Source organism: Nonomuraea sp. NPDC059007 (genome assembly GCF_042740555.1).
Lineage (GTDB): Bacteria > Actinomycetota > Actinomycetes > Streptosporangiales > Streptosporangiaceae > Nonomuraea.
Genome location: NZ_JBHYJD010000047.1, coordinates 1 through 19,770 on the forward strand (window position 1 = coordinate 1; position 19,770 = coordinate 19,770).

The following is a 19,770-nucleotide window of genomic DNA, read 5'->3' on the forward strand; positions in this document are numbered from 1 at the left end:
CTGCACGCCATCTTGCGCACCCGCAAGCCCTACGACCCCGGGCACCAGATCCGCACCGCAGCTTGACAGAAGCATTAGGCAGCCACCTCCCTGGCCAGCCGGCGCAGTGTGCTGGGCTCGGCCATGCTGAGGCAGCGGGCGCCGGAGCGGCGCGAGAGCCCGGCCAGCACCTTGCTGTCGCCGACCTCGACGCTCGGGCCGAGCGCGTCGACCACGGCCACGGTGCGCGTCCACAGGACCCGCCCGGTGAGCTGGCCGACCAGCGCCCGCCTGATGACGTCCAGGTCGATGGTGGGTTCGGCGGTGACGTTGGGCACTACCGGCACGAACGGCGGGCGCATCGCGGCCGCCTCGACCGCGGCGCTCCACTCGGGCACGGCGGGGTCCATGAGCGGCGAGTGGAAGGCGTTGCCCACCGACAGCTCCACGATCTTGCTGGCCGAGGTGGCCAGCTTGGCCAGGCGGTCGAGCGCGCCCATCGCGCCGGAGACCACCACGTGGCCGGGCGCGTTCTCCAGCCCGACGACGAGCGGCTCGTCCGGGCCCGCCGCCCAGCCGACCATCTCCTCGACCTGCTCGACCTCAAGGCCCATCACCGCGTGCATGCCGCCGATGACGTTCACCCGCGACATCAGCCGGGCCCGCAGCTCCACGAGCCGGGCGGTCTCGGCCAGGTCCAGGACGCCGGCGGCGTAGAGCGCGCTCAGCTCGCCGACGCTGTGCCCGGCGACCACGTGCGGCTGGAATCCCTCGTCCTCCAGTACGGCGTGCGTGGCCAGGTTGCAGGCGGTGACGGCGATCTGGGCGTGCTCGGTGGAGACCAGCCGGTCCAGCGGCCCGCGCGTGCAGATGGGCGAGATCGGCCGGGACAGCCGCTCGTCGAACTCGTCGAGCACTCTCCTGGCCACCGGGTTGCGCCGCAGCCACGCGCCCATGCCGACGCGGACCGTGCCCTGCCCGGGGAAGAGGTAGCCGACCATGATCTGCTCCTTAGAGGCGGCGCCGGGGCCGCCGCTCCGGCTCTGCGGGCTGCTCCGTGCCGAGGAAGCCCAGCAGGAGTTTGCTGACCGTTTCTGGGGCGTCGAGCGGGATGTAGTGGCCGGCGTCCTCGACGCGCTCGTAGCGCCAGGGGCCCTTGACGAACTTGCCGGAGTTGGCCATGCCCTCCTCCAGCAGCGCCTTGTCCTCGGTGGACCAGATGCCGAGCGTGGGGGCGTAGATGGGCGGGAAGGGCCGCTGGTGACGCAGTTCCGCCTCGGGCGAGCGGTTGGCGCGGTACCAGTTCAGGCCCGCGGTCAGCGCGCCCGGCCTGGACATGTCGCGCAGGTGCCGGTCGTAGTCGCCCTCGCGGCCCATGATCTCTTTCCACAGCCGCCAGCCGTTGCGCTTGAGCAGTTCCTCGGCGGCCGGCGACTGGTAGAAGAGCATGTACCAGGAGGCCGCGCGCTGCTCCAGCGTCGGGTAGGAGAAGACGCCCGGGTGCCCGACCGACAGCACCGCCAGGTGGTCGATGCGGCGCGGCATCAGGAACGCGTACATCCAGGCGATCGCCGCGCCCCAGTCGTGGCCGACCACGTGCGGACGCTTGATGCCGAGCTGGATGGTCATGGCGACGATGTCGTTGACGATCGTCTGCATCGTGTAGGCCTCGATCTCCTGCGGTTTGCTGGAGTCACCGAAGCCCCGCAGGTCCGGCGCGATCACCCGGAAGCCGCCCTCGACGAGCGCGGGGATCTGGTGCCGCCACAGGTAGGAGGAGTCGGGGAAGCCGTGCAGCAGGATGACGGTCTCGCCCTCCCCCTCGTCCACGTAGGCGAGGTCCACGTCGTTGACGTGGATGATCTTCTTCTCGGTCATGCCGACTCCCTGAACAACCGCTCGGCGAAGAACTCGCTGAAACCGAACTCGGGCACTTCCTCGGGGGCGACCATGTTGAGCAACCCGGTCACCTGCGCGGCGAAGTTCTTCGCCATCAGCTTGCGGACCCTGCGCCGCCGCTCGACGGCGGCCGGGCCGAACTCCACGTGCAGCCGGCTGATGATCTGGGCGCCGAAGTCCAGGCGCGACAGCCGGAACTCGCGTTCCTTCACGTACGGCTCGAAGACCGGCGGCGACCAGTCGTCGGAGTCCAGGAGGATCTCGCACACGGTCCTGGAGTCCCGCATGGCACACGACAGGCCGGTGCCGAGCACGGTGTCGGCGTTGCCCGCCTCGTCGCCGATCAGCACGACGCCCTCGGTCAGCGGCGGGCCCTCCGGCACGCTGGAGACCGACGGCCACACCGACAGCGGGCCCGCCTGACGCGACTCCACGACGGCACGGCCACGGTCGGGCAGGCACTCCAGCTCGAAGGCCTTGAGGAAACGTTCCATGGCGCCGGGGCCCCGGTACTTGCGGCTGTCCTTGGTGCCGAAGTTGAGGTAGAGGCGGGCGCGGCCGTACCCCTGGGGGAAGACCATGAACATGACGTCGCCCTCGGTGCCCATCGCCTGGACGTCGGCGGGCCAGTCGTCGAGGCCCTCGACCATCACCCCGCCGCCCCAGTGGTGCATGTGGTTGCTCATGGTGATGCCGACCTGGCGGCCGACGGTACAACCGCGGCCGGTGGCGCCGAGCACGATCCTGGGCCGGATCTCCTCGCGGCGGCCCTCGGAGTTCGTGTAGGTGACCGACGGGCGGGGGCCGGCGGTCACCTCGATCTTGGCCGCGTCCATGATCAGCGTGGCGCCGCTGTCGGCGGCCTGGGCCGCCATGAGCTCGCAGACCTGGTGGTGCGGGAACGAGTACGGCCCGCCGATCCCCGGGATGAACCTGGTCATGTCCACGGCCTCGACCTCATGCGGGTCGACCGCCTCGTCCCAGGTCATCCACTCGCGGATCTCCCAGGCGCCGCCCGCCCCGAAGCAGTCGTAGACGCCCAGGCGCTGGGCCTCCCTGATGCCCCACGGGGCCAGCCACTCGCCGCGGACCAGGTCGTTGTAGCTCTCCTGCTTCTCCAGCAGCACGACGGAGAGCCCTCCGGCGGCCAGCTTGCACGCCGCCGACGCTCCCGCGATGCCACCGCCGACGATGACGACGTCGGTCATGACTCCCACCTCTCCCAAAACGTGCGTTCCTTGGCGCTGACGCGATCGGCCGGGCGGAAGTCGGTGCCCACCGTGTAGGCGACCGGGATCATGCACACCTGCGTGACGCCGGACGGGATGCCGAGCAGCTCGCCGACCGGCCCTTCGTGGGCCACGTGCAGGCAGGTGATCGTGCTGCCGAGCCCTCTGCTGCGCAGCGCGAGCTGGAAGGACCAGATGGCGGGGAAGATCGACCCGTAGAAGATGCTGGCCCGCATGGATCCGTGGGTGGAGCGGTGGCCGGGGTCGTCGTCCTCTTTGGTCGCCATCCGCCTGCGCCACGCCTCGTCGATGGCCGAGATGTCCGGCGGCCGCCCCAGCACGCAGGGGATGACCAGGACCGGTACCCGGGCGATCGCCTCGGCCAGCGCCTGCGCCGATTCGTAGTTCTTGCGCGCCTGCCGGTCGGTACGCCGCCGGCCGGCGTTGGTCCACATGTCCATGCGGTGGAACTGCCACGACAGCGAGGTCAGCTCGGCGATGCGGGCCTTGACGCCGTCGTCGGTGACGACCATCCACCGCCAGTTCTGGTGGTTGTTGGCGCTGGGGGCCTGGATGGCGATCTCCAGCGCCTCCTCGACCACCTCGCGCGGCACCGGCCGGTCGAGGTCCAGGCGGCGGCGTACCGACCGGGTCGTGGTCAGCAGGCGGTCGGTCTCGGTCACGTCGAACGGCAGGCCGGCCATGATCTCCACCGGGGCGGTCATATCGCCCCCAGGAGCACCGCGCCGCGTACCGATCCCGGCGACTCCGACAACACCAGCGCCTGCGCGACCGGCGCACCGAGCTCCGGCTCGGTCACGAACCCGCCCTGCTCCTCCGGGGTGCCCGCGTGCGCCGGGGCGATCCCGTCGCGGACCGCCAGGGCGCCGAGCGCGAGGTTGAGCGCGCCCGAGGCCGCCTGGCAGTCGCCCGCCAGCCCGATGCTCGTGGTCAGCGCCGCGTGCGGCAGCGCCGCACGCACCGCCGCCGCCTCACCGGCGCCACCGGTGCCCAGCACGAGCGCGGGTTCCGTGCCACGCAGCCGCTCCAGACCGCGGGTGAGCGCGGGCTCGGCGCCGTGCAACCGGTCGATGCCCCGGGTGAGCTCGTGGCCGTCCGGTAGGTGGCTGGTGCCGAGGATCTTGGCGTACGGCGTGCCGTCCCGCCCGGCGCAGTGGTCGGCGGACTCGACCACGAAGGCCACCGCCCCCGACCCCTTGACCGGCTCGCCGGGCGGCTGGGCCGTACCGTGGACGGCCTCGTCGGCGGCGACCACGAGCACGACCTCCGCCTTGCCCGCCCTGATCATCTCTACCGCGCAGTCCAGCGCGATCGAGGCGGAGGCGGCGCCGTTGCAGATCGTGGTGGTCGGCCCGCGCAGCCCGAGCGTCTGGCAGACCGCGCCTCCGGTGGCGTTGAGCACCACGTTGGAGAAGCTCAGCACGGCCGGCTTGTTGGGGTTGAGCGCGATGCTCTCGTCGAAGCCGCCGGTGCTCTCCGCCGATCCGGCGCCGGTCGCGAAGACCAGGCCGACGTCGTCGAGCTCCTTCCTGGGCAGTTTGAGTCCTGAGTCCTCCCAGGCCAGCCGGGAGGCGGCGATGGCCATGCGGGAGAGCTGGTTCATGTGCCGCCACAGCGAGCGCGGCGCGAACGTGCGGCCTTCGAGCGTCGGCGCCTCGCCCGTGGCCTCGCGACCGGCCAGGACGGCGGCGCTGAGCTCGGCGATGCCGGTGGCGGCGCCGACGGCGGGGCCGAGGCCGGTGATGACGGCCTCGCGGTGCGGGAACTCCTCGTACTCGCGTGGCGGCTGGGGGGTGGTCAGCACCAGCGAGACGTTGTTGCCGCCGAAGGCGTAGTTGTTGGAGACGACGGTGTCGATGGGCATCGGCCTGGCCTTGTTGGGCACGAAGTCCAGGTCGCGCGGCTCGGCGTCGTCGTCGAAGCCGATCGTGGGCGGCGCGACGCCGTGGCGCAGCGCCAGCACGCTCGCCACCGCCTCGACGGCTCCGGCGGCGCCGAGGGTGTGGCCGACGTAGGACTTGATGCTGCTGGTCGGGACCTGTCCGGCGCGCTCGCCGAACACGACCCGCATGACCTTGGTCTCCATGGCGTCGTTGGCGGGAGTGCCGGTGCCGTGGCCGCTGACGTAACCCACGTCGGCGGTGGTGAGGCCGGCGTCGGCCAGGGCCCGCCGGACGGCGCTGGCGCCGCCCCGGCCGGTGGGGTCGGGGGCGGTCGCGTGGTAGGCGTCGGCCGACAGCCCGTAGCCGGCGACCTCGGCCAGCGGCGTCGCGCCCCTGGCCAGGGCCAGGTCGAGCGGCTCCAGCAGGAGGAAGGCGGCGCCCTCGCCCAGGTTGAGGCCGTCGGAGTGGCTGTAGGGGCGGCAGGGTCCCGTGCTGAGGGCCTGGAGGCCGGCGAAGCCCGCGTACGTGCCGAAGAGCAGCGGGTCGACGCCGCCCGCGAGCACGACGTCGGCCTCGCCGGTGAGGATCTTGTCCTTGGCGAGGCCGACGGCGTTGCCGCCGGCCGCGCACGCCGTCGAGACGAGGATGCGGGGGCCGCCCAGGCCGAGGCGCTCGGCGACCACGTCCTGGGTGCGGTGCATGGGCTGGTAGAGCCCGGCCGCGTCGGGGGTGGCCTGGCACTTGCCGAGGATGATCCCGAACCGGTCCTGGTCGAACCCGCTCAGACCCGCCTGCTCGACCGCCTGCCTGGCGGCGATGAGCGCCAGCTGGGCGGTGCGGTCCAGGTCGGCGTCGGAGCCGGTGAGCTGACTGGTGATCCACGCGTCCGGGACCTGGCCGGCGTACCTGGCCTCGAACACCGCGTAAGCCTCGTCCTCGACCGGGGCGAGACCGCCCTGGCCGGCGAGGAGCCGCTGCCAGAACTCGGCCGGGTCGCGCCCGGCGGCGCAGATGATCCCCAGACCGGTGACGACGATGGGCCGCAGCGCCATTGCCTTCTCCTTCAGATGATCGGGATGCTCCAGCTCTTGGGCACGATGTACGGGCTGGTGAGCGTGGTGACCTCGGAACCGGCGACGGTGAACTCCAGACCGGCGGCGGCCAGGTCGGCGTCCACCCTGACCAGGCCGAGCGTCGTGCCCAGACCGACGCTGTGCACGGCGTGCACGACCTCGCCGACGTCCTCGCCGCCCGCGTACACGCGGGTGCCGGGGGTCGGCACGCCCTCGCCGCCGACGAAGCCGACGGTGCGGCGGCCGGTGCCGGACTCGAACGCCTCGAGGACGGCGTCCTTGCCGACGAACGCGTCCTTGGTGACGTCGACCAGCCAGTTGGCGCCGATCTCGATCACGTTCGCGCCGCCGGTGACCTCGTGGCGGGGGATCGGCTGGCGTACCTCCAGCATGGCCAGCTCCAGGGCGTCCTGGCCGGCGGCCTGGGCGTGCTCCAGCGACTGGGTCCACAGCTCGCCCACGGCGGCCTTGGGCACGAGCATCTGGTAGCCGTACTCGCCGGTGAAGCCGGTGCGGGCGAAGATGATCTCGGAGTCGTTCCAGGTGGTGTCGACGACCGACTCGAACGGCAGCGCCGCCAGCTCGCCGTCGATCAGGCGGCCGACGACGCCCCAGGCGTACGGGCCCTCCAGGCCGAGGACGGTCAGGTCGTCGCGCTCGGTGATCTCGACGCCTTCGTCGTTGTGGGTGCGCAGGTGCTCAAGCAGCCGCGCGCCGGCGCCCGCCGAGCTCTCCAGCAGGATGCCGTCCTCCCGGCCGAAGGCCAGGACCTGGTCGACGACCTGCCCGGACTCGTCCAGGACCAGGCTCATCATGCAGCGCTCGGAGGTGAGGTACTCCACGTCGCGGGCGAGCACCCGCTGCGCGAAGTCGATCGCCTCGGCCCCGGTGACCTCGATCAGCAGGTGGGCGCTCAGGTCGAGGATCGCGGCGCGCTCCCTCAGCACCTTGTACTCGGCCGACAGCGCGTCGGGCGCGGCGGAGAAGCGCCGCGGCAGGGAGGCGTCGCCCACGTCGCCGTAGACGGTGTCCTCCGGATGAAGGTTCGCGAGGACGCTAGCCATTCTTCACACCTTTCGGGTCAGCGATCGTGAGGTTTCCTTCGGCGGCGATCTGGCCGTCGACCCGGGCCGAGACCTTGTACTCGGCGAAGCCCCTGCCGCCCGCGGTCCGCTCGGCGCTCAGCACGAGCTGGTCGCCGGGCACCACGGGACGGCGGAAGCGCATCGACCTGACTCCGGCCAGGTAGCTGATCTCGCTCGCGCCGGCCAGCGCGAAGACCACGCCGGCGAGCTGCGCCAGCGACTCGATGATCACGATGCCGGGCAGGACGGCCTCGTTCGGGAAGTGGCCCTGGAACCACAGCTCGGTGCCGGCGACGTTCTTGGTGGCGCTGCCCTTGACGCCCGGCTCGACCCGGGTGACCCGGTCGAGCAGGAGCATGGGCCAGCGGTGCGGGAGCACCGCCCGGATCTGGTCGTGGCCGAGGCCGGTCAGGACCGGCGGCGCCGTCGTCGCGGTCATGACGCCCGCAGCGCGGGGTTGACCTCGTCGGCCAGGCGGGAGACCGACCCGAAGACGGCCATCTCGCTGTCGTAGAGCGCAACGCCGAACTCGGCCTCGATGGCCACGTAGAGCTCCAGCACATCCAGGCTGTCGAGCTCCAGGCCGCGGCCGAACAGCGGCTGGTCGTCGGTGATCCAGTCGGGCTCGATCTCCAGGTCGAGCCGGGAGACGATCATCTTCTTGATCTGGGTGCAGGTCTGCTGGCGCTCGGCGGCCTTCGCGCGAAGCTCGTCGATGGTCATCTGTCCTCCTAGTAGTGACCGGGGTCAGCCGAGGCCGCCGCCGTGGGCGACGATCACGGAGCCGGAGATGTACGACGCCTTGTCCGAGGCGAGGAAGCTGACGATCGACGCGATCTCCTCCGGGCGGCCCATGCGGCCCAGGCGGATGCGCGACTCGTACTGCTTCCTGATGTCCGTGGGCACCTTGCGGGTCATGTCGGTGGACACGAAGCCGGGGGCGACCACGTTGGCCCTGATCCCGTGGGGCGCGGCCTCGTTCGACAGGGCCGAGGTGAAGGCGATGATCGCGCCCTTCGATGCCACGTAGTTGGTCTGGCCGGGGAAGCCTCCGTCGAGCCCGCTCGTGGAGGAGATGGTCACGATGGAGCCGCGTTTGTGGTTGCGCATCAGGCGCAGCGCCTCGCGGCAGGCCAGGAAGGTTCCGACGACGTTGACGTCGAGCGGGGTGCGGAACTGCTCCTGGCTCATCGTGATGAGGTATCGGTCGAGGGTGAGGCCGGCGCTGGTCACGAGCACGTCGAGGCGGCCGTGGTCGGCACGGATGCCGCGGAACATCTCCCGCACGGCGTCCTCGTCGGCGACGTCCGCCTGTACGGCCTCGGCGCTGCCGCCCTCCTCCTGGATGAGCGCCACGACCTCTTTGGCGTCCCGCTCCGACCTGGCGTAGTTGACGATGACATGGGCGCCTTCTCTGGCCAGATCGAGCGCGACCGCCCGGCCGATTCCGCGTGAGGCGCCCGTCACCAGGGCCACTGAGCCTTCGGCAAAGAGCATCTTCGTTCTCCAGGAATTCGACAGCACATTATCTGGATCTTCACTGAACAAGTTACTAAAGGGCGATATCACGCCTGTATCATTCAGTTATTAGTGCATTGACTGGGGAAATTGGATATATCACCCTTGCAACATGGACGAGCTCGACGTAGAAGTTTTGGTCGTCGGCGGCGGCCCGGTCGGCCTGTCCGCCTCAATTGAGCTCTCGCGCCACGGAATATCGACGCTGCTCGTCGAGAAGCACGCGGGCACCTCGATATTTCCGAAGGCCAGGCTCATCACCACCAGGACGATGGAGATCTTCCGCGCCTGGGGAATCGTGGCGGACGTCGAGCGCGCCGGAATGCCGCGCGAGGAATTCCTCGCCGTGGGAGTCGGCAGCTCGCTGTCCTCCGACGACTTCATCCGCTCCGCGGCCGCGATCGAGCGCGACGCGCCGCAGAGCCCCACCTACGCCTACCTGTGCTCGCAGGACCACCTGGAGGTGATCCTGCGCCGGCTGGCGGAGTCGATGCCGTCCGCCCGGGTCAGTTATGGCGCGACGATGACCGGGCTGCGCGACGCCGGCGACGGCGTCGAGGCGGTCGTCGAGGACGGGCGGGGCCGTACGCTGGTGCGCGCCCGCTACGCCGTGGCCGCCGACGGGGCCAGGAGCGGCGTCAGGGAACGGCTCGGCATCGAGGTCGAGGGGCCGCCCACGCTCGGCCACATGATCAGCATCATGTTCGAGGCCGACCTGAGCTTCCTGCCCTCCGAGCGCCGGGCCGCGCTGTCGTTCCTGCGTAACCCGCCGTGCGCGGTCGAGGCCGTGGACGGCGGCAGACGCTGGATGGTGCAGACCGGCTACGAGCCCGAGGAGGGCGGCAGCCCCGACGACTTCACCCCGCAGGTCTGCCTCGACGCGGTACGCGGCGCCGTCGGCGTGCCCGATCTCCCGGTGGACATCCTGGGCGTCATGCCCTGGCTGCAGCAGGCCAAGGTGGCGACCACCTTCCAGAAGGGCCGCGTCTTCCTCGCCGGGGACGCCGCGCACGTGGCCACGCCGCAGGGCGGGTTCGGCATGAACTGCGGCATCCAGGACGCGCACAACCTGGCCTGGAAGCTCGCCGCAGTGCTCCACGGTACGGCGGGGCCGTACCTGCTGGACACCTACACCGCGGAGCGGCACCCGATCGCGGCCAGGACCGTGGACGAGAGCCTGAACAACGCGCTGATCACCTTCCACATGATGGAGGGGCATCTGTCGATGACCGAGGCGATCGAGCAGCAGGCGGGCCGGCGCAGCTCGGAGGGCCTGGTGCTGGGCTTCCACTACGAGTCGGCGGCCGTGGTCGCCGACGGCACGCCCGCCCCTCTGCCCGAGGACCCCTACCGCACCTACGTCCCCGCCGCCCGCCCCGGCCACCGCGCCCCGCACGCCTGGCTGACCGGCGAGAACGGCAGGATCTCCACGCTCGACCTGCTCGGCCCCCGGTTCACGCTGCTGACGCCGGCCGGGAGCGGCTGGCTGCAGGCGGCGAAGGAGGCGGCCGAGTCGAGCGGTGTGGCGATCGCGGCGGTCGAGATCTCCGCCGACGGGTCCGGCGGGCTGACCTCGCCGGCCTGGGCCGGGGAGTACGGACTTGAGGAGAGCGGGGCGGTGCTGGTCCGGCCCGACGGTCACGTGGGGTGGCGTTCGTGCGCCGGACAGCCCTCGCAGGCGGAACTGCTGGAGGCACTGGACACGATCCTGGCACGGTCGTGATAGGCCAGGTCACGATGCGGCTGAGCCGCATCGTGACGGGCCGCATCGTGACGCACGGGATCGTGGCGGGACGGGTCGTGGCGGGCCGCCGGATCGTGACGCACGGGATCGTGGCGGGATGGGTCGTGGCGGGCCGCCGGATCGTGGCGCGCGGGGTCGTGGTGGGGGCGTGAGCGGGTGCGCATCTTGGCCGCGGCGAGGCGCAGCGACAGCGGGCTGCCCGAGGTCGCGGCCAGGACGCGGCCGCGGGCCGTGCCCACCAGCAGGTCGGCCAGCCGCCGGGCGTCGGCCGCGGGCAGCGGCCGGACGAACTCGCGGTGCGCCCCCTGCCTGGCCACCAGGTCGTCCAGCGGGTCCGTGCTGATCACGACGACCCGGCAGTGCGCGCCGCCGGGCAGCAGCGGCACGACCTGTTCGGCGTCGGCGACGTTGTCCAGCACCACCAGCAAGCGGCGCCGCGCGGTCCAGGACCGGTACAGCGCCAGCTTCTCGTCGGCGTCGAGGGGCAGGTCGGCGGCGGGTACGCCGAGGGCGCGCAGGAACCGCTCGACCACGGTCTCCGGCTTGGCCCCCGCCATGTCGGCGAACAGCTGCCCGTCGGGGAACCAGCCGATCCGCTCGTGCGCCCACCGCAGCACCAGGGCGGTCTTGCCCATGCCCGCCGGCCCGCTGACCACGGTCGTGGCCGGGGCCGCCGCCTGGTCCTGGCTCAGGGCCGCGTCCAGGGCCGCCAGCTCCCGCTCCCTGCCGACGAACGGCAGGATCTGCGGCGGCAGTTGCGACGGAACCACCTGCGCGGGCACCAAGGCACGCGGCACCGGACGCATGAGCGCGACCTCGTCCCTGAGGATCTGGTCGTGCAGGCGCCGTAGCGCGGGTCCGGGCTCCAGGCCGATCTGCTCCAGCAGGTAGCGGCGCGTCTCCTGGTAGGTGCGCAGCGCGTCGGCCCGCCGTCCCGCGCGGTACTGGGCCAGCATGAGCTGGGCGCGTACCCGCTCGCGGAAGGGCGACTCGTTCACCAGGGCCAGCAGGTCGGGGATCACCTGGTGGTGGCGGCCGAGCTCGATCTCCAGCTCCAGGCAGGCCTCCATGGCCTCCAGCCGCGACTCCTCCATCCTGGCGACGTCGTAGCGCAGGCCCCTGATGTCCTCGAACGGGTTGCCCCGCCACAGCGACAGCGCCTCGCGCAGCAGCTTGACCGCCGCCTCGCGCTCGCCGTCGGCCGCCGTCGCGCGCGCCCGCGCCACCAGCGCGCCGAAGCGCAGCCAGTCGATGCTGTCCGGCTCGGCGCGCAGCATGTAGCCGGGGCTGGACGTCTCGATCACACCCGCCCCCAGCGTACGGCGCAGCCGAGAGACGCAGATGGCGATCTGCCGCCACGCGCTGGCCGGGGCCGAACCCGCCCACACCGTCTCCACCAGGCGGTCCACGCTGACCACCCGGTTGGCGTTGAGCAGGAGGCTGGCCAGGATCGCCAGCTCCCTGTTCGCGCTCATGTGCAGCTCGGCGCCGTCCTTGGCGACCTTGAGGGGGCCGAGGACGCCGAACTCGAAGGGCCTGCTCATGCCGGGTACCGCTCTAACTCGTCGGCCGCTCTGGCCGTGCCGCCGGCTTCGCGGATCTCCCTTGCCATGGCGGCGGTGGCCTGCCGTACCCGGTCATCGGAGACGACCGCGAGCACGTCGGCGACCAGGCGCTCAGGCGTCAGCTCCGCGGGGTCGACGACGCGGCCGAGGCCGAGTTCGGCGACGCGGCGGGCGGGCGGGCCGTCGATGGCGGTGGCCGGGACGATGACCGTGGGGCGGCCCCAGTACAGGGCCTCCATGGCGGTGCCCATGCCGCCGTGGGTGACGGCCACGTCGGCGTGCCGCAGCACGCTCATGTGCGAGACCCAGCGGCGAACCTCGACGTTGGCGGGCAACGGCCCCAGGTCGACGGCGTCCGGCACGGTCACCACGGTGTGCCAGGGCAGCTCGCCGAAGGCCCGCACGCAGGTGCGGAACAGGTCGGGACGGCTGCTGGCCACGGTGCCGAAGGTGAGCAGCGCGATCGGGCGGCCGTCGCCGGGCGGCGTCCAGTCCGACAGGAAGCTCCGCTCGCCCAGGCACGGCCCGACGAAGGCGAAGCGCTCGTCGAAGGTCTCCCCGGCGAACTGGAAGGAGCGCGGCAGGTTGACCAGGCTGAAGTCCTGCACCTGCCACCACAGGTCGGCCGGCGGCACGTCCACGCCGTGGGCGTGCGCGAGCGCGGCGGTCCTGGCCAGCATGTCGTCCACCCAGCCGGGCAGCGCGCCGCCGTCGCCGCCGTCGCCGTAGATGGAGGAAAGGTAGGAGAAATGCTCGTTCGACGCGAACACCGGAATGAGTTGTACGGCCGACCGCCCCCACTTACGCGCCAGAATCCGCCCGGCGTGCAGAACGGAGATGTCATACACCACCACATCGGCCTTTTCAGGTCCGACGTTTTCCAGCATGACCCGGCTCTCGTCGAGAAACAGCGAGATGAGCCCGAGCGGATCGTCTTCGAGCCGGCGCAGATCGGCCTTGTGATAAATGGAGTCGTAGCCGATGACGGTGGCGCCCGCGGCGCGGACGACGTCGGCCATGCTTTCACCGGTGACGTAGGTGACCCGGTTTCCCCGGCGCACCAATTCGGAGACCACGGCCAGGTTCGGAATCACGTGGCCATGATCGGGCTGACACATGAAGAGGTAATGCCGTGCCATACGCACAAAGCTAGTGAGGACGGGGCATAACGTGTCACCCCTAACCCCGTGATAGGGGTACCGCCGGTACGGGGCCCGGTGATTACGTTGAGTCATGGCCACTCGTGTCTGGGACTACCTGCCGGAATACGACGTCGAACGGGACGATCTGATCGACGCCGTCGAGACCGTGTTCCAATCCGGCCAGCTCGTGCTCGGCGAGAGCGTGCGCGCCTTCGAGGCCGAGTTCGCCGCCTACCACGGCGCCCGCCACTGCACCGGAGTCGACAACGGCACCAACGCGCTCAAGCTCGGCCTCCAGGCTCTGGGGGTCGGCAGGGGCGACGAGGTGATCACCGTGTCCAACACGGCGGCGCCGACCGTCGTCGCCATCGACGGCGTGGGCGCCACCCCGATCTTCACCGACGTACACCGCGACACCTACCTCATGGACGTCGAGCAGGTCGAGGCGGCGATCACGCCGCGCACCCGCTGCCTGCTGCCCGTCCACCTGTACGGCCAGTGCGTCGACATGGCTGCGCTGGAGCGCCTGGCCGAGGCGTACGACCTGATGATCCTGGAGGACTGCGCCCAGGCGCACGGCGCCAGGCACCACGGCCGCGTGGCCGGCTCGATGGGCCGGGCCGCGGCGTTCTCCTTCTACCCGACCAAGGTGCTCGGCGCCTACGGCGACGGCGGCGCGACGATCACCTCCGACGACGTCGTGGACGCCAACCTGCGCAGGCTGCGCTACTACGGCATGGAGCAGACCTACTACGTGGTGCGGACGCCGGGCCACAACTCCCGCCTGGACGAGGTGCAGGCGGAGATCCTGCGCCGCAAGCTCACCCGCCTCGACGCCTACATCGCCGGCCGCCGCGCGGTCGCCGAACGCTACGAGCGCGCCCTGGGCGACACCGAGCTGGTGCTGCCCGCGACCGCCGAGGGCAACGAGCACGTCTACTACCTGTACGTGGTGCGCCACCCCCGGCGCGACGAGATCATCGAGGCGCTGCGCGCCTACGACATCCACCTCAACATCTCCTACCCGTGGCCGGTCCACACGATGACCGGCTTCGCCCACCTCGGCTACCGTCCCGGCAGCCTGCCGGTGACAGAGGAACTGGCCGGGCAGATCTTCTCGCTGCCCATGTACCCCTCGCTCCCGGTCGAGGTGCAGGAGAAGGTCATCGCCGCCCTGCGCGAGGTGCTGTAGGTCACCACTCGGGAAGCAGCCCGAGCGCGGCCGCCTCACCCAGCGTGGGGGCGGCCGCGTCGCGTTCCGACAGGATCGGCGCCGGCTCGGCGGGCAGGCCGAGCGCGAGGTCGGTGTCGAAGACCGACAGCGTGAGCTCGTTCTCCTTGCGATACTCCGCCGACAGCAGGTAGCACACCACCGAGTCGTCCTCCAGCGCGGCGAAGGCGTGCCCCACGCCGGGCGGGAAGTAGACCGCGCGCCCGTTGGCGAGACTCAGCTCCGCCGCCTCCCACCGCCCGAACGTCGGCGAGCCCACCCTGAGGTCCACCGCGTAGTCGAGCACCCGCCCCGCCGCGCAGTACACGTACTTGGCCGTGCCCGGCGGGATGAGCGTGTAGTGGATGCCGCGCACCACGCCGCGCCGGGAGACGTTCCTGCTGGCCTGCGCGACCGGGAAGAGCCCCTTCCCGGTCGCGGCGATGAAGGCCCCCTCCTGGTACGGCGAGGCGAACGACCCGCGCTCGTCGGGGAAGACCGCAGGGGTGAACTCGAAGGCGCCGGCGACGGCGAGTTCGCGATGGCGCATCACACGACGTGGACGTCGGGGACGTACAGGATCCACCGGCCGCCGGACTCGCGGAAGCCCGTCTCCTTGGCCATGATCTCCTCGGCGTGGTTCCAGGCGAGCAGCAGCGCGTAGTCGGGGTAGGGGTCGCGGAAGGCCTCGGGCCCGAGTACGGGGATGTGCGAGCCGGGCGTGAGCCGTCCCTGCTTGGCCGGGGTGGTGTCGCTGACGAAGGTGAGCAGGTCCGGGCCGATGCCGCAGTAGTTGAGCACGGTGGCGCTCTTGGCGGTGGCGCCGTAGCCGTAGATGGTGGCGCCCTGGGCGCGCAGCCCCTTCAGCAGCGCCGTGAGCCGGTCGCGGTTGCCCTCGACGGTGGCGGCGAAGCGGTCGAGCGCGGACAGCCGGGTGATGCCGGCCGCGTCCTCCTCGGCCAGCATCGCGGCGACCGCGGGAGCGGGCGTCCTGGCTCCGATCCTGGCGAGGGTGTAGCGCACCTCGCCGCCGTGCACGGGCAGGCGCTCGACGTCGACGAGCTCGAAGCCGTGGCGGGCGGCCATCCGGCTCACCGAGCCGGCGCAGAAGAAGTAGAAGTGCTCGTCGTAGATCTGGTCGAAGGAGGAGCGGGCCACGATGTCGGCCAGGTAGGGGTCCTCGAAGACGAAGACGCCGTCCACCTTCAGCAGCGTGTCGACGCCGCTGAGGATGGAGTCCATGTAGGGGATGTGGCACAGGGTGTTGGCCGCGTAGATCACGTCGGCGGGGCCGTCCTCCGCGCGTACGCGGGCGGCGGTCGCGGCCTCGAAGAAGTCCTTGGTCACGCGCACGCCCTTGGCGGCGGCCAGGTCGGCCACGCCGCCGGACGGTTCGACGCCGAGGTGCCTGACCCCGGCGTCGGCGACGACCTCCAGCATGGTGCCGTCGTTGCAGCCGAGCTCGACGACGAACGGGTCGTCGCCGCTCAGCTCGGTGGTCAGCAGCCGCTTGGCCAGCGTGTGGAAGTGCTCGCGCATGACCGAGGAGCCGGAGGAGACGTAGGGGTAGCCCTCGTGGAACATGCGCTCCCTCGGCACCTCTTCGAGCAGCTGCACCATCGTGCAGCTCTCGCAGACGCCGACCGCGAGCCGGAAGAAGAACTCCTCGCGTGGGTCACCGGGTTCGACGAAGGCGTCGGAGATCGGCTGCCGGCCGAAGTCCGCGAACTCGCGGAGCCGGCCGGAACAGATGCGGCACGCCATACGATCCTCCTGAGATTTGCCGTCAGCGGCGGTACCTCACCCACACGTCACCGGTCTGCACGTAGCCGGTGAGCCGCACGACGACCGCGGCCTGGGTGGGCGAGACGATGGGCCTGTTGTGGACGGCGCCGAGGAGCCGGCGGGTCACCGCGTCGTCCTGCACCCACCAGTCGTAGGGGGCGACGATGACGACGTCGCCGAACCACGAGGTGATCTGCACGTCGACGGTCACCTCACGGTAGGCGCACTCGGCCCTGGTGAAGTCGACGCGCACGGTGCCGAACCTGTGTGCCTTGGTCGTGATGAGCGGCGGCACCACCCAGCGCCCGTCCTGGCGGATCTTGCCGCTGCGCGTGTGCAGCTCCAGCACGTCACCCGGGTGGGCGGCGGGCAACGGAGCGGCCGCCACGGTGGCGGGCAGCAGCGCCGTAGGCGGCGGTCCGCCCTGGGGTAAGTCCTCGACGACCTCGTCCAGCTCACGGAGCGTTCGCGCGCCGTAGGTGCGGTCCAGGCGCTCGTTCAGCTCTTCGAGGTCGATGCGTCCCTCGCTGACCGCGACCCTCAGCATTTCCGCAATTCTGTCGCGATCCTGGTCACTGGCTCGGATTTCCGGACGATCGGTCATGGCGTCCACCCTAAGAGCGTATGAATGGCAGGTCCCAGAGATAACCCCTATTTTCCATCACCGAAAAGCAGGGGTTGAGGTGTTATGAGGGCACATGCGAACTTCGGCGGTAAAGGCCTGTTGTTAGGAGACCGCCATTCTTGACGTCAGGAGCTGGTTCGAGGAAGTCGCCGAGCACACCGCAATGACGGTGGAGCGGCTTCCTCTGGAAGAGCTGGGCGGATGGCGCCGGTGCGCGAGCACCGGGAACATCAGCCACGACAGCGGCAAGTTCTTCACCGTCCAGGGGCTCGACGTGCGCTTTCCCGGCAGCCCCGTGGACGCCTGGACCCAGCCGATCATCAACCAGCCCGAGGTGGGCATCCTCGGCATCCTCGTCAAGCGCGTGAACGGCGTGCCGCATCTGCTGATGCAGGCCAAGAACGAGCCAGGCAACCACGACGGCCCCCAGGTCTCGCCCACCGTGCAGGCCACCAGGAGCAACTACACCCGCGTGCACCAGGGGCGGCCGGTGCCGTACCTGGAACACTTCCGGGAGCCGAGCGGGCGGGTGCTGGCGGACGTGCGCCAGTCGGAGCAGGGCGCCTGGTTCTACCGCAAGCGCAACAGGAACATGGTCGTGGAGACCGCCGCGGACGTCGAGGTGCTCGACGGGTTCCGCTGGCTGCCGCTGGGGCGGGTCCACGAGATGCTGGCCGTGCCCGACCTGGTGAACATGGACGCGCGCACCGTGCTGGCCTGCATGCCGGCGCTTGAGACGCCGCTCCCGGGCGAGGACGGCTTCCGCGCGGCGCTGATCCGCTCCCGCGACCCGCGCCAGAGCGCCGTGCACGGGATCGACGAGGTGCTGAGCTGGCTCAGCGGCATCCGCTCGACCGTCGACATCAGCACCGAACCCATCCCGCTCAACCGGCTGCGGCAATGGCGCCGCGACGACGGGCGGATCTCGCACGACAGCGGCCGCTTCTTCGACATCATCGGCGTACGCGTCGCCTCCAGCGGGCGCGAGGTGAGCGGCTGGACGCAGCCGATGATCGAGCCGGTGGGCACCGGCGTCATCGCCTTCCTCGTGCGCCGGATCGGCGGCGTCCTGCACGCGCTGGTCCACGCGCGCGTGGAGCCCGGCTACACCGACGTGGTCGAGCTGGCGCCGACCGTGCAGTGCGTGCCGGAGAACTACGACCACCTGCCGCGCGCGGCCCGCCCGCTGTTCCTGGACGAGGTGCTGGACGCCGACCCCGGACGCATCCGCTTCGACACGGTGCTCTCGGAGGAGGGCGGGCGCTTCTACCACGCCAGGAACCGCTACCTGATCGTGGAGACCGGCGAGGACCTGGCCCCCGGCCACCCCGACTTCCGCTGGCTGGCCATGCACCAGGTCGTGGAACTGCTGCGCCACAGCTACTACCTCAACGTCCAGGCCCGCACGCTGAGCGCCTGCCTCGACAGTCTCAGCGCAGCCGCTCGATGACCTTGCCGAAGTCCTCCATGGCCGCCTCGGTCACGGTGAAGTAGGCGAAGCCGTACCTCTCGCTGTCGCGCAGGACCTGCTCGGCGAGCTGCGCGGGCGTGCCCACCAGCAGCGTCGGGACCTCCGCGAGCTGCTCGGCCGTGAGGTCGGGAGCGTAGCGGCGCAGGCTCTCCAGGCCCGCGCGGCGCTCGCGCGTGAGCACGGTGGCCTTGGGCAGCAGGTTCAGCTCGGGCTCGCGGCCGCCCGCCTCGGCCCTGACGAAGGCCACGCGCTCGGCGAGGGCGTCCGCGTCCACGAGGGCGGTCCTGCCGTATTCCGCCCGGTACGGCGCGCCGGTGAAGCTGACCGTCCGGGCGCGCTGGGCGGCCAGGCGCAGGATGCGGTCGCCGTGCCCCCCGATCATCAAGGGCGGCGCCGACTCCCCCAGCGCCGCGTCGAGCTCCTTGACCAGGCTCTCCAGCCGGTCGGCGCGGGAGGACGCGGTGCCGAACGGGATGCCGGCCTTCTCGAACTCGGCCTTCACGTAGCCGGTGCCGAGGCCGAGTTCCAGCCGGTCGCCGAGGAGCTGGGCGGTGGTGGCCACGTCCCTGGCCAGCAGCGCGGGCAGGTAGAAGCTGGAGTTGAGCACGTACGTGCCGATCCTCGGGCGCGTGGTGGCCTCGGCGGCCAGCACGGCGCAGGGGAAGGGCGCCAGCAGGTTCAGGTGGTCGGGGACGGCGACGACGTCGTAGCCGAGCGCCTCGGCCCGGCGGCACTTGTCCATCCACTCGGTCCTGGAGCAGCCTTCGGTGATGAGCACCACGCCGAATCTGATCATGTCATCCCGATCCTCGCGATCGCGGTGACGATCAGGCCGTTGCGGATCAGCCACCGCCCCTGCCACCGCAGGCCTTCCGCCATGATGTGGGCCGAGAACGTGCCGCCGAACGGGTCCACGTCGATCTCGGCGTCGTAGAAGCCCAGCCACCGGTTCGTCATCGGGAACCAGGCCTTGTAGACGGACTCCTTGGCGCTGAACAGCAGCCGGTCCCAGCAGGGCCCGGGGCTGGTGGCGGCCAGCCGGCGCAGCATGTCGCGCTCGTGCGGCAGCGAGACCGCCTCGATCACGTCGTCGCCCACCGGGGCGTCGGGCTCGGCGTCGATGCCGAGCATGGCGGGCTTCCTGGTGAGCGCCGCGGCCCGGTATCCGGTGCAGTGAGTGATGCTCCCCGCGATGCCGGGCGGCCAGGTCGGCTCGCCCCGCGGGCCGCGCAGCACGGCCACCGGCGCCATCCCCAGCTTCCCCATGGCCCGCCGGACGCAATAGCGCGCGGTCGCGAACTCCCTGCGGCGTTTTTCCACCGCCCGCCCGATCAGCGCCTCCTCCTCGGGGAAGAGCACGGTGCCGGGAGGATCGTCGAAGGTCTCGAAGGCCTCGACCTCCGGGGGGAGGATGTCCTCGATCACCCAGCCAACTTACCCATAGGAGGCAATTCGCCAATAGGGCGGGAAACATGATTCCGGGGCCGGTCCGCAAAATTAGGGGTGCGTCCTATAGGGGCGGCGGAGTGCGAGTTAACCCG

At 71.1% G+C, this 19,770-nt stretch carries 19 protein-coding genes; 3 read left to right on the top strand and 16 right to left on the bottom strand.

Annotated elements, in window-relative coordinates; all coding sequences use genetic code 11:
• Positions 1 to 74: 74 nt before the first annotated feature.
• The 9 genes from ACFWY5_RS45985 to fabG are packed head-to-tail and all read right to left on the bottom strand — an operon-like array spanning position 75 to position 8,666.
• Positions 75 to 980, bottom strand: coding sequence for an ACP S-malonyltransferase (locus tag ACFWY5_RS45985; RefSeq protein ID WP_379611849.1), 906 nt, complete (start codon positions 978 to 980; stop codon positions 75 to 77).
• Between the two features lie 10 nt (positions 981 to 990).
• Positions 991 to 1,857: an alpha/beta fold hydrolase gene (locus ACFWY5_RS45990; protein ID WP_379611850.1), complete on the bottom strand. Its 867-nt coding sequence runs from the start codon at positions 1,855 to 1,857 to the stop codon at positions 991 to 993.
• Positions 1,854 to 3,086: an NAD(P)/FAD-dependent oxidoreductase gene (locus ACFWY5_RS45995; RefSeq protein ID WP_379611851.1), complete on the bottom strand. Its 1,233-nt coding sequence runs from the start codon at positions 3,084 to 3,086 to the stop codon at positions 1,854 to 1,856. Before ACFWY5_RS45995 ends, ACFWY5_RS45990 begins: the two co-directional genes overlap by 4 nt.
• A complete protein-coding gene (locus tag ACFWY5_RS46000; protein WP_379611852.1) occupies positions 3,083 to 3,832 on the bottom strand; it encodes a nitroreductase family protein in 750 nt (249 codons plus the stop codon). The genes ACFWY5_RS45995 and ACFWY5_RS46000 overlap by 4 nt, the downstream gene beginning before the upstream one ends.
• A complete protein-coding gene (locus ACFWY5_RS46005; RefSeq protein ID WP_379638662.1) occupies positions 3,829 to 6,063 on the bottom strand; it encodes a beta-ketoacyl synthase N-terminal-like domain-containing protein in 2,235 nt (744 codons plus the stop codon). Before ACFWY5_RS46005 ends, ACFWY5_RS46000 begins: the two co-directional genes overlap by 4 nt.
• An 11-nt stretch (positions 6,064 to 6,074) precedes the next feature.
• The gene (locus ACFWY5_RS46010) at positions 6,075 to 7,148 is read right to left on the bottom strand and encodes an aminomethyltransferase family protein (protein WP_379638663.1); all 1,074 of its coding nucleotides are present in this window, start codon (positions 7,146 to 7,148) and stop codon (positions 6,075 to 6,077) included.
• Positions 7,141 to 7,608 (bottom strand): 3-hydroxyacyl-ACP dehydratase FabZ, encoded by a 468-nt coding sequence (gene fabZ, locus ACFWY5_RS46015; protein ID WP_184971230.1) that lies wholly within the window; start codon positions 7,606 to 7,608, stop codon positions 7,141 to 7,143. The genes ACFWY5_RS46010 and fabZ overlap by 8 nt, the downstream gene beginning before the upstream one ends.
• Entirely contained in the window at positions 7,605 to 7,892 is a 288-nt protein-coding gene (locus tag ACFWY5_RS46020; protein WP_157251764.1) for an acyl carrier protein, read from the bottom strand. The genes fabZ and ACFWY5_RS46020 overlap by 4 nt, the downstream gene beginning before the upstream one ends.
• A gap of 24 nt (positions 7,893 to 7,916) precedes the next feature.
• Positions 7,917 to 8,666: a 3-oxoacyl-ACP reductase FabG gene (gene fabG, locus ACFWY5_RS46025; RefSeq protein WP_379611855.1), complete on the bottom strand. Its 750-nt coding sequence runs from the start codon at positions 8,664 to 8,666 to the stop codon at positions 7,917 to 7,919.
• A gap of 133 nt (positions 8,667 to 8,799) precedes the next feature.
• On the opposite strand from fabG, the gene ACFWY5_RS46030 reads away from it, so the two are divergent.
• Positions 8,800 to 10,410 carry an FAD-dependent monooxygenase gene (locus ACFWY5_RS46030; protein ID WP_379638664.1) on the top strand — a complete coding sequence of 537 codons (1,611 nt, stop codon included), beginning with the start codon at positions 8,800 to 8,802 and terminating at the stop codon, positions 10,408 to 10,410.
• On the opposite strand, the gene ACFWY5_RS46035 is transcribed toward ACFWY5_RS46030, so the two are convergent.
• Entirely contained in the window at positions 10,326 to 11,975 is a 1,650-nt protein-coding gene (locus ACFWY5_RS46035; RefSeq protein ID WP_379638665.1) for a BTAD domain-containing putative transcriptional regulator, read from the bottom strand. The two genes, ACFWY5_RS46030 and ACFWY5_RS46035, sit on opposite strands and share 85 nt — an antisense overlap.
• Positions 11,972 to 13,231, bottom strand: coding sequence for a macrolide family glycosyltransferase (locus ACFWY5_RS46040; RefSeq protein WP_379638666.1), 1,260 nt, complete (start codon positions 13,229 to 13,231; stop codon positions 11,972 to 11,974). The genes ACFWY5_RS46035 and ACFWY5_RS46040 overlap by 4 nt, the downstream gene beginning before the upstream one ends.
• Here ACFWY5_RS46040 and ACFWY5_RS46045 point away from each other — a divergent pair.
• Positions 13,230 to 14,330 (top strand): DegT/DnrJ/EryC1/StrS family aminotransferase, encoded by a 1,101-nt coding sequence (locus ACFWY5_RS46045; RefSeq protein WP_379638667.1) that lies wholly within the window; start codon positions 13,230 to 13,232, stop codon positions 14,328 to 14,330. The genes ACFWY5_RS46040 and ACFWY5_RS46045 overlap by 2 nt on opposite strands.
• A 1-nt stretch (position 14,331) precedes the next feature.
• On the opposite strand, the gene ACFWY5_RS46050 is transcribed toward ACFWY5_RS46045, so the two are convergent.
• Genes ACFWY5_RS46050 through ACFWY5_RS46060 form a run of 3 tightly spaced genes read right to left on the bottom strand, consistent with a single transcriptional unit; the run spans position 14,332 to position 16,737 of the window.
• A complete protein-coding gene (locus ACFWY5_RS46050; protein ID WP_379611861.1) occupies positions 14,332 to 14,898 on the bottom strand; it encodes a dTDP-4-dehydrorhamnose 3,5-epimerase family protein in 567 nt (188 codons plus the stop codon).
• On the bottom strand, positions 14,898 to 16,112 hold the full coding sequence (locus tag ACFWY5_RS46055; protein ID WP_379638668.1) for a methyltransferase domain-containing protein: 1,215 nt from the start codon (positions 16,110 to 16,112) through the stop codon (positions 14,898 to 14,900). Before ACFWY5_RS46055 ends, ACFWY5_RS46050 begins: the two co-directional genes overlap by 1 nt.
• Before the next feature lie 22 nt (positions 16,113 to 16,134).
• Entirely contained in the window at positions 16,135 to 16,737 is a 603-nt protein-coding gene (locus ACFWY5_RS46060; protein WP_379638669.1) for a DUF1707 domain-containing protein, read from the bottom strand.
• A 136-nt stretch (positions 16,738 to 16,873) separates the two neighbouring features.
• Here ACFWY5_RS46060 and ACFWY5_RS46065 point away from each other — a divergent pair, with 136 nt between their 5' ends.
• On the top strand, positions 16,874 to 18,208 hold the full coding sequence (locus ACFWY5_RS46065; RefSeq protein ID WP_379638698.1) for an NDP-hexose 2,3-dehydratase family protein: 1,335 nt from the start codon (positions 16,874 to 16,876) through the stop codon (positions 18,206 to 18,208).
• Here ACFWY5_RS46065 and ACFWY5_RS46070 read toward each other — a convergent pair.
• Positions 18,189 to 19,025: a TIGR03621 family F420-dependent LLM class oxidoreductase gene (locus ACFWY5_RS46070; protein ID WP_379611864.1), complete on the bottom strand. Its 837-nt coding sequence runs from the start codon at positions 19,023 to 19,025 to the stop codon at positions 18,189 to 18,191. The genes ACFWY5_RS46065 and ACFWY5_RS46070 overlap by 20 nt on opposite strands.
• Positions 19,022 to 19,654 (bottom strand): 4'-phosphopantetheinyl transferase, encoded by a 633-nt coding sequence (locus ACFWY5_RS46075; protein ID WP_379611865.1) that lies wholly within the window; start codon positions 19,652 to 19,654, stop codon positions 19,022 to 19,024. The genes ACFWY5_RS46070 and ACFWY5_RS46075 overlap by 4 nt, the downstream gene beginning before the upstream one ends.
• Positions 19,655 to 19,770: the final 116 nt, after the last annotated feature.